Source organism: Aeromonas sp. 1HA1 (assembly GCF_029237385.1).
GTDB lineage: Bacteria > Pseudomonadota > Gammaproteobacteria > Enterobacterales > Aeromonadaceae > Aeromonas > Aeromonas popoffii.
The window spans coordinates 1-11,351 of the sequence record NZ_JAACGC010000096.1 but is presented as its reverse complement, the minus strand read 5'-3'; the positions used below and the strand labels follow the sequence as shown (position 1 = coordinate 11,351).

The 11,351-nt window shown below is 55.8% G+C and carries 13 protein-coding genes; all 13 read right to left on the bottom strand.

Translation table 11 applies throughout. The features are described from left to right. Positions 1-123: 123 nt before the first annotated feature. Positions 124-1,683, bottom strand: a complete 1,560-nt coding sequence (locus GWQ22_RS19580; RefSeq protein ID WP_275931369.1) for a class I SAM-dependent DNA methyltransferase — start codon at positions 1,681-1,683, stop codon at positions 124-126. 334 nt (positions 1,684-2,017) lie between these two features. After that, positions 2,018-2,908 (bottom strand): hypothetical protein, encoded by an 891-nt coding sequence (locus tag GWQ22_RS19575; RefSeq protein ID WP_275931368.1) that lies wholly within the window; start codon positions 2,906-2,908, stop codon positions 2,018-2,020. 900 nt (positions 2,909-3,808) lie between these two features. Further along, a complete protein-coding gene (locus tag GWQ22_RS19570; RefSeq protein ID WP_275931367.1) occupies positions 3,809-6,082 on the bottom strand; it encodes a DUF927 domain-containing protein in 2,274 nt (757 codons plus the stop codon). Further along, positions 6,079-6,435, bottom strand: a complete 357-nt coding sequence (locus tag GWQ22_RS19565; RefSeq protein ID WP_275931366.1) for a hypothetical protein — start codon at positions 6,433-6,435, stop codon at positions 6,079-6,081. Before GWQ22_RS19565 ends, GWQ22_RS19570 begins: the two co-directional genes overlap by 4 nt. Then, positions 6,428-6,586 carry a hypothetical protein gene (locus GWQ22_RS19560; RefSeq protein WP_157013280.1) on the bottom strand — a complete coding sequence of 53 codons (159 nt, stop codon included), beginning with the start codon at positions 6,584-6,586 and terminating at the stop codon, positions 6,428-6,430. Before GWQ22_RS19560 ends, GWQ22_RS19565 begins: the two co-directional genes overlap by 8 nt. Further along, on the bottom strand, positions 6,579-6,839 hold the full coding sequence (locus GWQ22_RS19555; protein ID WP_275931365.1) for a hypothetical protein: 261 nt from the start codon (positions 6,837-6,839) through the stop codon (positions 6,579-6,581). Before GWQ22_RS19555 ends, GWQ22_RS19560 begins: the two co-directional genes overlap by 8 nt. Next, a complete protein-coding gene (locus GWQ22_RS19550) occupies positions 6,836-6,988 on the bottom strand; it encodes a hypothetical protein (protein WP_157013281.1) in 153 nt (50 codons plus the stop codon). The genes GWQ22_RS19555 and GWQ22_RS19550 overlap by 4 nt, the downstream gene beginning before the upstream one ends. Then, positions 6,985-7,512 (bottom strand): host cell division inhibitor Icd-like protein, encoded by a 528-nt coding sequence (locus GWQ22_RS19545; protein ID WP_275931364.1) that lies wholly within the window; start codon positions 7,510-7,512, stop codon positions 6,985-6,987. The genes GWQ22_RS19550 and GWQ22_RS19545 overlap by 4 nt, the downstream gene beginning before the upstream one ends. Then, entirely contained in the window at positions 7,509-8,291 is a 783-nt protein-coding gene (locus GWQ22_RS19540) for an antA/AntB antirepressor family protein (protein WP_275931363.1), read from the bottom strand. The genes GWQ22_RS19545 and GWQ22_RS19540 overlap by 4 nt, the downstream gene beginning before the upstream one ends. Further along, positions 8,281-8,877: a BRO family protein gene (locus tag GWQ22_RS19535; protein ID WP_275931362.1), complete on the bottom strand. Its 597-nt coding sequence runs from the start codon at positions 8,875-8,877 to the stop codon at positions 8,281-8,283. Before GWQ22_RS19535 ends, GWQ22_RS19540 begins: the two co-directional genes overlap by 11 nt. 13 nt (positions 8,878-8,890) lie before the next feature. Beyond that, positions 8,891-9,304 (bottom strand): hypothetical protein, encoded by a 414-nt coding sequence (locus GWQ22_RS19530; RefSeq protein WP_275931361.1) that lies wholly within the window; start codon positions 9,302-9,304, stop codon positions 8,891-8,893. A gap of 10 nt (positions 9,305-9,314) precedes the next feature. Then, positions 9,315-9,524 (bottom strand): AlpA family phage regulatory protein, encoded by a 210-nt coding sequence (locus tag GWQ22_RS19525; RefSeq protein WP_275931360.1) that lies wholly within the window; start codon positions 9,522-9,524, stop codon positions 9,315-9,317. Positions 9,525-9,760: 236 nt separating this feature from the next. After that, positions 9,761-10,966: an integrase arm-type DNA-binding domain-containing protein gene (locus GWQ22_RS19520; protein WP_275931359.1), complete on the bottom strand. Its 1,206-nt coding sequence runs from the start codon at positions 10,964-10,966 to the stop codon at positions 9,761-9,763. Positions 10,967-11,351 lie beyond the last annotated feature (385 nt).

Sequence of the window (11,351 nt, the reverse complement as noted above, 5' to 3'; positions counted from 1 at the left end):
ATCGGCCGCACGATGAAGAGCAAAAGTTAGCATGATCGTTACCATGTTCGGGAGTCACATAGGAGATCAGATCCTGGAAATCGGGAAAAGTGCCAATCAGTTCACAATATTTGTGTATAAGAGTCAGTCATTGAGCTGGCGATAGAGGATTTGTGTGAGCTCCTGCATCTTGGTCTCAAAGGCGATGCCATCATCTTCAATATCTGCAGCCCCCACATAGCGGCCCGGGGTCAGCACGTAGTCGTTGGCTTTCATCTCTTCGAGTGTCGCGACCTTGCAGAAACCGGCTTGGTCTTGATACTGCTCGACAGAGATTTCTTTCGCCTCGAGTCGACGCGTGAGTTCGTCTGCGTCGCTGCGCCAAGCGTGGAAGGTATCGGCGATGGTGGCGATATCGCTCGTCGTCAGCTCTTTCTGGGTGCGGCTGATCATGGTGCCGAGATTACGGGCATCGATAAACAGGGTCTCACCACGGCGATCGCGGTAGCCATATTTGAGGCTGGCCTGCTTGCTCTTGCTGATAAACCACAGGCAGACCGGGATCTGGGTGGTGTAGAACAGCTGTCCCGGCAGGGCGATCATGCATTCGATGCGGTCATCTTCAATCAGCTTTTGGCGGATCTCTCCTTCACCGCTGCTGTTCGAACTCATCGAGCCGTTGGCCAGCACAAAACCAGCGATGCCATCCTCGGAGAGCTTGGAGAGCATATGGAGTATCCAGCCGTAGTTGGCATTGCCGGTGGGCGGGGTACGGAAACCGGCAAAGCGCGGGTCGTTTGTGAGCTCCGCCTCATTGCGCCAGTCTTTTAAGTTAAACGGCGGGTTGGCCATGATGAAGTCGGCTTTGAGATCCGGGTGCTGGTCAGCAAAGAAGGTATCTGCCGGGCGCTCCCCCAGATTGCCGGAGAGGCCGCGCACCGCCAGGTTCATCTTGGCCAGCTTGTAGGTGGTGCTGGTCAGCTCCTGACCGTAGATGGCGATATCCTGGCTCTTGCCCTGATGGCTTTGCACAAACTTGAGGGACTGAACGAACATGCCGCCCGAGCCACAGCAGGGGTCATAGATCTTGCCCTGGTAGGGTTCAAGCATCTCGGCCAGCAGGGTGACCACTGCTTTGGGGGTATAGAACTCGCCACCACCCTTGCCTTCACTGGCGGCAAACTTGCCGAGAAAGTATTCGTAGACCCGGCCCACCAAATCTTCTTCGGTTAGGTCGCATTCACTCGCCAGTGTGTCAAGTTGGTGGATCTCATCAATTAGAGAGGAGAGTTTTTTTACCTCCAATCCTAACCGGGAGAAGTAGTTATCGGGCAGGGCATTGGCCAGCGAGACGTTGCACTTTTCGATGGTCGAGAGGGCCGTATCGATAATAACGGCGATATCGTCCTGCTTTGAACGAGGTTGAATGTAGGACCAGCGGGCCTCTTCGGGCAGGAAGAACACGTTGTCTTGCTGGTAGAACACATCCATATCGACAAATGCTTCCTGGCCGCTGGCGATCAGCTGCTTGCGCTTGGCTTCGAACTTGTCGCTGATAAATTTGAGGAACACCAAGCTCAGCACCACGTGCTTGTATTCGGAGGATTCCACGCTGCCACGCAGCTGGTTGGCGGTATCCCAGAGGGTTTCTTCAAAGCCTTTGCTGGCTTTCTTGGCGGGTGCTTTTTTGGGGGCGGTGGCCATGTATCTGTGTTCTCTTATTCTTCTGAAAAATAATCGGTGTCCAGCGCCTTGATGGCGAAGACCTGACGGGTGGAAACACCCACGTTGTGTTCAAGGTTCCTGCCCGATCAGCGATTGCCGGGCATCATCGATATTCTTGAAGGCTTGTTCAATATGAAGGGCCTCCGTTAACGCATGAAGGCAAATGCCAGCCAGGGTAGGCACTTGCCGCTAATGAGTTGAGTTGGCGGCCATTCTACCGTCTTGCTCGGGTCTCATAAACCGTTATGGATGCTTTTGAGGCGATATGGGGGTGATCTACTTCTTTGCTCACAGCCCTTGGCTCTGTGTGGCCTTAGCCGATCAGGTTATCCAGGATCTGGTCTGCTTCCTTCCAGCCTTTGCGCTCGCTACCCATCAAATACCGGAGCGTTTGCTTGGCCTCTTCCCGGGTTCGTGGCCGCAGTTCTGCCAACAAGCCAAAGACAAACCACTCTCGGGCATTCGACGCCATGCTGTTCTCGTAATTGCCGCTGCTATCAGAGGCCCGGCGCAGTCGGTAGAGGTCATTCCAGTAGGCCAGCTCGTGCAGGCAGTCACTCAGGGTATGCGGCATCAGCTCAGGCAGGGCCTTGAACCGCTCGGCCACCAGCTCTGGTGGATAATCCCATTTCACTTGTTCAAGGGTGCGCAGGGCCTCCAGGCAAAATGCCTCTGCCTGAGTATCATTCCACAAAGCATCCCCGAACCGCTTCATGGCCTCTGCTTCATTGGCTCGCCGCTCCATAGTCTGGTCGGCAAGATCATCAAGATTGGCAAAGCCGATACTGCCAAGGCCAGCCATGACATTCCCGGCACGGACCACCAGCCATTTACCGTATCGCATCTCCAGTTCATCGAGTGGGGTGGTGATCCGCTCTGCAGCTTCCCGAGCTTGCGCAATACGGCCGGGGTCGCCGGTTTCTATCACCTGGCGTAACCAGATCAGGGCATCAATCTCTTTGTCACCGGTCACCACCTGCTGGGGCGGTAGTTCTTGAGCCGCTGGCAGGGTCTCTGCGCTCATCTGCAGCGCTGGCAAGGTGAACATGCCCCGATGCTTAGGGTTATCGGTAAAAAGCCCTGAGCGGCTGATAGTGGCCTTCACGGTGCCCAAGGAGAGGCCCGTCAGCACAGCCACCTCTTTGAGTGAATGACGGCGGCGCAGGTTGATCACCTCTGCTCGTTGTTGATTGGTCAATCTCAATGAAACCCCCGGTTGCAATTTACAAAGCATTCACATCAAGTGCTTTCGTGATGGCGTACACCCCCTGTGAAAAAGTTTATGGCGTTATATCCCTACCCACTCTACCCAGGCTACATCCCTTGATATGACTGGCTTTGAGCGGGTAGGGTTTAAAATTCAGACCCTACCCAGACCCTACCTATAGCCCTACACCCTACACAAAACCCCATCCCAAAAAACACAAGATAATAACATTTCACTGCTCATAGAACTGGGTAGGGATAAAGCAAAAAGGTAGGGTTTGGGTAGGGTTTAAAAATAATAACCCTACCTACCTCTATCCCTTGTGTAGCAAGGCTTTCAGCGTGTTGGGTAGGGTGGGTAGGGTTTGTTGGCAAAAGTCCTACGTATGAGTCAACTAGGGGCCACCAGTGGTAGCCCTCATTCTCTTTTGGCTAGCCTCACTCACCCTGAACCGACACCGCCTGGGGCATGAACACCTCGGCAGCGCAGCCTGATAACTGACATAGAGGCCATCTACTTCAAAACTGTGATCTCGATCGGCCACTTGTACTCCATATATCAAAAAAACGGTGGGAACAGTGGGAACAGTGGGAACAACGCCCGCCAGCCCTTGCTATGACTGGGTTTCGTTGTTCCCACTGAGCGATAAATAGGGTGGGAACAGGTGGGAACAACCTTTATGGCTCGCTTTTTTGTTCCCACTGTTCCCATTTTGTTCCCACCAAATAGAGAGCTAGGTGGGAACAGCTCTAACCCTTGATACATAAGGCTTACAGGCTCATTGAATAGCCTTGTTCCCACTGTTCCCATCATTTTTGTTTGTTCTTTCACGTGCGCGCCTGAGGCAAAAAGATAAAAGGCCACACTCGGTGGCCCTCTGCTTCCTTCTGGCTAGCGTTACTCGTCCTCTTGCCCCTCTGCCTCCTCAGCCAAAGCGCGCTCGGTCAGCAGGTACACCCACACAGAACCGCTCATGCCCGGTAACCTAGCCTTGCGCTGTAGCCGCTTCTTGTCTTTACCTGTCAGCAGATAGCCCGCCTCAAGGCAAAGGAATGCCGCACGTTTAGGGTCTCGCCCTTTGGTTATTTCCAACCAGCCAGGGGGCAGAATATAAAAGCTCACCCCTTCGGGTTCGACCCTGCGAAACCCCACCATATTGACCGGGCGGTGGTTGGGATCAAACCAGTCAGCAAAGCGCGAATATTGGTAGGCACTGATGAACGCACGTATTTGCACCAGCGTTGCCTCATCCTCCTTGTTGCCCAGGTGCCCCCGTTCTGCCAGCCACGCTTTGAGGCAAACTCTTACCGCTCGAACAGCTTCGCCTTCCGGCCAGCCAGTCACGCCCAATTTGGTAGCCAGTTCGCCTGCAGCCGCGACCAGTGCAAAGCGGTTGATCGCCCGGCCCACCTGATTCCCAGCCCCCTTGGGGGTCAGCTCGTCAGCTAGTCGTTTCACATCTGCCCGCAACTGCAGGCCATGGCTCGTCATATCGGTGGCAATGTGCTCGATAAAAGCACGAAAAGCGGTACCGTTATGCTTATCTGAGTTGGCTTTCAGGGTGTCTGCAAAGGTGCGCCCATTCTCAAGGCCATGTAGCCACTCAAAGGCGCCATGGTGACCGGTATCACTGGGGATTTGGATAGTCCGCACCTCCATCCCGGCCTGGGTACTCTTCCCGGCACTGGCGGCATGGTCCTCAAGGCTCAGCTCACCCGTGGACAGGAACAGCAACCGCCAGGCCTTACGCTCTCTGAGCTCGCCATCCTGTTTACTGCGGCCCTTGCCTTGTCCGTTGGCCAGCATGTAGGCAGTCTGACCAGCCTCCCGCCCGTCAAGCTCGCCCAGTTCATCCAGGCAGAGCAGGGCATCATTGCGGCGGCTGGCAATCCCCTCGATCGCGTTACCGGTGGCCCGCCATGTCTGGCCATAGCGATCTGGGTGGCCATAAACACTGGCTGCCGCTTTCATCACCGTGGTCTTGCCGTCGGTACTCTCGCCCTTGAGGTGAAAACCACCGCCTTCCATGCCGATCAGTGAGAGTAGGGGCGCAGCAAAGGCCAGTGATAGCGCAAAGCAGAGGCGGGAGTTACCCACTGCCAGTGCGGCAACCCCCTGTTGCCAGTCGGCCAGGGTGCCGTGCTCGGTGAAGTCGTTGGTTGCGTATCCTGCGGTCTGCAGGATCACCCCCTTGGCATCTGGGCCAATGGCCCCTTGAGGCAGTACATAGGCTTGACCATGCCAGCCGGTACGCTCGACACAGGTAATTCGCTTCTCTGGGCGACAGGCCATCAAGTAGGCGGCTAGTCTGCGCTTGCTCCCCAGCTCGATGAAAGGCAGTCCCGCATCCAGCAGAGCCGCAAAGACCTCTTCACCATTACGCGGTACCAGTGAACGTACCGGCATGGCCCAGTGGCGCACGCGTCCTGCGCTGTCATGCCACTCCAGCAAGCGGCCATAGCCTCGGCCATGTTCATCAGCGGTCTCTGCCAGCACGCGCACAGGGCTTGATATGGGCACCAGCTCTCGACGGGCCTCATCACCTCGACCGACCAGCTCCCAGGCACAGAGGCGATCACCCTGGATCTCAAATCCCTTCGGCAGGCCATTTTTCCCAAGCGCGTCGTCATCACGCATCGGGTGAAGCGGCACCACGCTCATTTGCCAGGGTGCCTCGTGCTGGTTGGCTTCTGCGCTGAGGCTTTGCTCTAGCGCCACTACCTCCACCAGTTGCCACTGCGTGGCATTCTGGCCCTGATGGCCTTGGTATAGCTCAGCGTTAGGGGCCTGCTTCTGCAACTCCAGGATCAGGCGTTTGGCTTTCTCGGTCGCCAGGTTGCCGACTTGGTGAACGATGATCTTTCGGGTGGCATCGCTGTCGGCAATTTTGTAGAGCTTGGTGATCTCTCCCAGTTGACCAGGACTGACATGAAGCGTCTGCTCAGGCTCCACCTCTGGGTCTATCGGGTTGTCTGCCATGAGCGCGTCGTTGTGCGCTCGCTGCAGAGTGGCTCTGATATTGGCATCACGGTTGGCCTGCTCTCCGGTGTGGATCACGATGACCCCCTGATCTTGCAAGTCAGCAAACTTGAGAAAGGAGTTTGCCACCGAAGCCGTGGCAGGAGCCTTACGGGAGGGGGTGCTTACAGCTCCTAGGTGTGTAGTGGTCATTGCGTCGCCATCCCGTTGTACTCGCTCGCCAGCTCTGCCATCGGGTCTTTGCCCTCATTGAGCATCTGCCGCACATCAGCGCAGAAGGCGCAGTTCATCTGGTCCATCACTAGCGTCCCCAGTGCGGTGAGTGTCCCGTTAACCACCATATGACGCAGCATCAGCAGGGCATCAGCCAGCCCCTGCTTGGCTCCGGCATGTTCAAGGTGAGCAGCCACGATGTTGTTGTGAATGGCCAGTATCTGCGTGCCCAAGGTCAGAGGGAGGCGTACATCAAGGTGGGTAAACTCAGTGCCCCGGGTAGCCAGGTAGGCTTGGGCGAGCTGCTCCACCAGCTTGTTGATATCAGTCATGGCAACCCCCTGTTGCATTGCTCGCACCCTGCTGCTTATGGGCCTTGGTTACCCGCTTGAACAACTCCCGCAGAACCAAAGGGCGCAGTGGATAGCGCGATAGTTCACGCCACATACGGCTATTAAGGGCGGTGATCAGTTGATTACTCATGGCTTGTCTCTCCCTGCAAAACGGCAACCAGCTCATTAAACGACCGGTCATCTAAACCGGCTTTGAGCGCTCGAGCCTCTTTGGCGGTGACAGCCACCGCGGCCCCATGGGTCTGCTGAATAAACAGGCCTCTCTCTTTGCTTGTGGCGAAGGCACTCAGGCTGCCTTGCTGTGAACGCTTTCCGGTTCTGGAATGGGTGGGGCCGATGTAGATCGGGGGATTGCTGCCGTTAGCCCATGCAAAGTAGGTCATGACAGCACCTCCTGGCAGAGGGTGGCTTCAATGCGCAGGGCATCGAGCAATGCGCCAAATTGCGCCCGCTCTTGGCAACAGAGGTCGGTTTGCTCGAGGGTGTCGGCGAATTGTTCAATCAGGATGTTTAAATGGGAGGGTGGGGTCATGTGGTGGTTCCCCCGATGGGGATACGCGACACAAACACCAGAGGGAGGTCAGCATGATTGGCTCGGGCTAGCGCCTCGGAGGTGGCAATGGTGCGGATATAGCGAAGGACAGCCAGGCGACGAACGCCATGGGTGATCAGGAAGGTGAATGTTTTGAATACAACTGGGGTGGGGATAGTAGCCATGATGGCAGCCTCCAAGGTTGATAGATTGTCACTACCAACCCGAGGTTCCAATCTCATGGTGGTAGCCCGAGCGGAGTTGGAACTATCGGCAACCTTGGAAACCGACCAGCCTTGCGGCTGCCCCGCCCGAGCCACCATAACGCTGTAGATACCGATCGCCAGGTAGGCGAGCAGCACCCAAGTAAATGGGGGTCGAGTGCCGACAAAAAACCACGCAGTGGGAGCGTGGGTCGGCTCCAAAGTTGTTCTCGGGGTTCCAATCCCGGCAACGGATTTTGCCGTTGCGTGAGGAATCGTACTCTGTTGGACGCTGTGGGACAAGAGAGGAGAGTGGATCATGCTCGGCCCTCCTGCTCAATTTTGGCCGTCAGCATCACGGCCAGGTGAGACTTGCGCTCGGCAAATGGCATCCCGGCATCAATCAGGGTCGCATTGCTGCGCTCCAAATATGCGATCTGCTCAAGCTGGTGAGAGTTCATGTGCTGGCGTACTTCCCGGCAACCACCATGCAGCTCGGACCAATGCTTGGCATCCAATCCCAGCACCAGCCGATTGAGCATGTTCAGTTCGTTGCTGTAGTGATGAGCCTTGGTCTCCTTGCCTGCATTGATGCGGGCAAGCTGCAGTGCCCGACACATCAGCCCATGGTAGTCCTTGGTCACCTCCCGCTGCGCCTGCCAGTGTGTCAACGCGGCAGCGTGTTGCTCGGGAGCCACTATGAATAAGCGACGTTCGCAGTCGATGAAGTAACGACGGGCACGGCGGCCCTCGTCGGTGCGCTCAACCATGGACAGCTCTTTGGCTACATCGAGGGTTAGGGCGTACTCCTTTTGTGGGCGACCTCGTTTGGATTTTTCCCCGGTTTCGGGGAAAAACCTGACGAAATCCACACCCTCGATGAAGCCGTATTCAGCGATGCGTTCTTGTACCCAGGTTGAGAAATCACGGCCCACCGTCAAGAAGTCATGAAGCTCCCGGGCACTGACCGTGTTCACCTGCATACCGCCTATGTCCCACTTGGTCAGCGGTAACCATTTGGCCAGTGATAGCTGGGCCTGTTGACTGAATTTGGGCAAGGCTTCGCCTTGGGCAGTGAGCCCATTTATGTTATTGGTCATGGCTCATCTCCGGGAGTTCAGGCTGATATTTACGCCACAGCTCCGCCTCTTCAGCGGTCAGGCTGGCTTTCTCTGTTTTGCAGGATTGAAGGGCATAGCCACGCTTGCTGGCCTTCTCCAGGTACAAGGCTTGGCGCTTACCGTGGTCATTTAGACAAGCGAACGGCATGCCGTATGCGCCGGTCTTGCGGATTGACGGGATCACCTCGCGGAATACCCAGCTGCTGAAACGATGGGCTAACGTGCCGGGTGTGGTGGCTTTGCGGCTACGGGCGATCAGTTTGTAGAAGCCGGATTCCGATACGGCCCCAACCTTCTGCTTTCCGCCAAGGGTGTAAGTTAAAGTGACCCCCTTTTCATCCTCATCAAGAGCCTTGATTGCCATGCGAGAATTGGTCAGTTCCAGTGCCTCGCAAATATCCTTGGCCACAAACCACGGGGCACCGTTGATATTCACAATGCGCACCTCCACGCCTTCAAAGTTGATGATGGACATATCGCCTTCGTGAGCTGTGAAACTAACCTTCTGGCTGGTGTTGGGTTGAGGGGCAGCCTCAGAAATTAATCTGCTTTTTTTGAGTTTCATTTATCAGGCTCCGTTAGGCGGCGGGAGGAAGGGGATCTGCTACCGGTGTGCGGGCGCACAGGATGACGGCGTAGTCATTGGCCAGTGGGGCAGCCTGGCGCTGCTGGCGCCAGTGGTTGATCAGGCCCACCAGCTTGTTGGCTTGCTCACGGTCTGCCAGCCAGTAGCGCTTGAAGCGAGCAGTACCGCCACCGCTGTGCTCGTGCGTAAAGAACGCATCGAGGATGCAAATATCGTGTTCGCGGCGCATCAGGCAGATGCTGTTACGCAAGTTGAGATCATGCAGACCGGCCAGGCCTGACAAGGCGCTGACCCCCTGGACTCCTTGCTCCAGCAGGTGTGTGGCGACCAGTTCATACTTGGTGATATGCTGGCCTCGCTCAAGCAGGGTCGTGCCGTTCGCGGTACGGCCTTTTTGTTTTTGCATGTCAGTCTCCTTAAGCTGCTTTGCCTTGCGCACTGATCCATTCAAGAACCTCCTCACTGCGCCACGCAGTCAAACGAGGCCCTAGCTTAATCGGCTTGGGGAACTTGCCTTGTGCGACCATCCGCCACAGCGTTGATTTACTGAATGGCAACGGGCCAACCTTATCGCCAGTAGTCACAAGCTGTGCCTCTCGAACAAATCCCTCTTTTGGTAATGCCATTTGGTGTACTCCAGAAATGAAAAAACCCGACGCTGTGGTCGGGTTTTAGGGGCTATCAATGAGTGTTAAGTCGGTGAGCTGTGTTTGAACCTCCAAATGCAAAAACCCAGCACAATGGCTGGGTTTAGATACAAAAAAGGCCCGTTCTCGAGAGAACTGGCCATGTTGGGAGAATCCTAACGTTGGTGTGATAACGAGTCAAGCAGTTGCTTAAAGTTTCACCACATATCTCTTCTCTAACCCCTATTGAAATTCACCGGACGAATATTCCCGCCCTGTTGTGATTCGTAAAAATCGGCCAGCCATTGCAGGAGCTTACGGCGGTCATCCAGATACTCAGCCCGGTGATATGCAGCCCTCACCTTGTTACGCTCAGCATGAGCAAGCTGACGCTCTATAACGTCAGGGTTGAAACCTTCCTCATTCAAAGTGGTGGACGCAAGAGCCCTGAACCCATGTGGAGTAGCAATCCCCATGTACCCCATCCGCCCCATGGCATAGCACAGGGTATTTTCACTCATAGCATTAGTCAGCTTGCGCTCACTCGGGAACAGCAGCTCACAATGCCCAGTCACCTGGCGTAGCTCCTCAAGTACGGTAAGTGCTTGTCGGGAGAGAGGTACGATATGGGGAGCTCGCATCTTCATGCGCTCGGCCGGGATCCGCCACTCGGCACGCTCGATGTCGAACTCATCCCAGCGAGCGAAACGGACCTCACCAGGGCGGGTCATCGTCAGCATCAGTAGGTGGAAGGCTAGACGGGTTGGGGGGTTCAACGGCTCAGCCGCCAAGCGCCGGTAAAATTCCGGCAGTTCAGCCCGCGGTAATGCTGGCCGGTGTTCCTGCTTGGTGGCCCTGAGCGCCCCTTTCAAATCCTGGGCCGAGTTGTAGCTGGCCCGCCCAGTCTGGATGGCATAACGCATGATTGAACTGATCCGCTGCAGTACCCGTCCAGCGGTCTCGGTGGCCCCCCTTCCCTCTACCTTGCGCAGAGCATCCAACATCATAGGGGCGGTCAACTCAGTAACCGGCACCAGCCCCAGATCAGGGAAGGCATCAACCTCCAAGGACTCTATCACCCTCTTGGCATGTCCCGGGCTCCAGCGAGCTAGCTGGCTTTGATGCCACTCTCTAGCCACTACCTCAAAACTGTGTTCGCTGGCGAGTCGGCTAGCAATCTTGCTCTGCTTACGAGCAAGACTGGGGTCGATACCCTCTGCCAACAACCTGCGAGCATCCTCTCGCTTAACTCTTGCCTCTTTCAGGGAAACCTCTGGGTAAACCCCCAACGCCAGCACCTTCTCTTTGCCACCGAAGCGGAACTTGAGGCGCCAATACTTCCCAGACGAAGTGATCAGCAAGAATAGGCCTTTTTCATCAGCCAGTTTCTGCTGCTTGCCATTGAACTTAGCTTGTCGAGCGGCGGTATCAGATAGCGGCATGGGGGTATCTCCCGTTTGAACTTGGGGTACATGGCACGCGCTGGAGGGATAAGCCACGGTTCACAGACCAGAAGTGGCGGGGGCTAGCGGCAAGTAGGGGTACTTTCTAGCCCCCTTTAGACTTCTACCCCCAGAGATCCCCCCAAATATGGAGGGATGTGGTGAGATTGTATGATACGACGAGGAACAACAAAAAACCCGCAAAGCCTTACGCTATGCGGGTTTCTGGTCTGCCGTGAGACGGCATGAATCTGTTATATGGTGCCCGGGGTCGGACTCGAACCGACACGATTATTCATCGGCGGATTTTGAAACCGATGGCAGCCCTTACAAATCAATAAGTTACTGATTTATATGGGCTGTAAAAATTCAATATCACGCTTTG

Coding starts and splice junctions, on each gene's coding strand:
- GWQ22_RS19580 (WP_275931369.1), bottom strand. CDS start 1,683: ATGGCCACCGCCCCCAAAAAAGCACCCGCCAAGAAAGCCAGCAAAGGC.
- GWQ22_RS19570 (WP_275931367.1), bottom strand. CDS start 6,082: ATGACCACTACACACCTAGGAGCTGTAAGCACCCCCTCCCGTAAGGCT.
- GWQ22_RS19565 (WP_275931366.1), bottom strand. CDS start 6,435: ATGACTGATATCAACAAGCTGGTGGAGCAGCTCGCCCAAGCCTACCTG.
- GWQ22_RS19560 (WP_157013280.1), bottom strand. CDS start 6,586: ATGAGTAATCAACTGATCACCGCCCTTAATAGCCGTATGTGGCGTGAA.
- GWQ22_RS19555 (WP_275931365.1), bottom strand. CDS start 6,839: ATGACCTACTTTGCATGGGCTAACGGCAGCAATCCCCCGATCTACATC.
- GWQ22_RS19550 (WP_157013281.1), bottom strand. CDS start 6,988: ATGACCCCACCCTCCCATTTAAACATCCTGATTGAACAATTCGCCGAC.
- GWQ22_RS19545 (WP_275931364.1), bottom strand. CDS start 7,512: ATGATCCACTCTCCTCTCTTGTCCCACAGCGTCCAACAGAGTACGATT.
- GWQ22_RS19540 (WP_275931363.1), bottom strand. CDS start 8,291: ATGACCAATAACATAAATGGGCTCACTGCCCAAGGCGAAGCCTTGCCC.
- GWQ22_RS19535 (WP_275931362.1), bottom strand. CDS start 8,877: ATGAAACTCAAAAAAAGCAGATTAATTTCTGAGGCTGCCCCTCAACCC.
- GWQ22_RS19530 (WP_275931361.1), bottom strand. CDS start 9,304: ATGCAAAAACAAAAAGGCCGTACCGCGAACGGCACGACCCTGCTTGAG.
- GWQ22_RS19525 (WP_275931360.1), bottom strand. CDS start 9,524: ATGGCATTACCAAAAGAGGGATTTGTTCGAGAGGCACAGCTTGTGACT.
- GWQ22_RS19520 (WP_275931359.1), bottom strand. CDS start 10,966: ATGCCGCTATCTGATACCGCCGCTCGACAAGCTAAGTTCAATGGCAAG.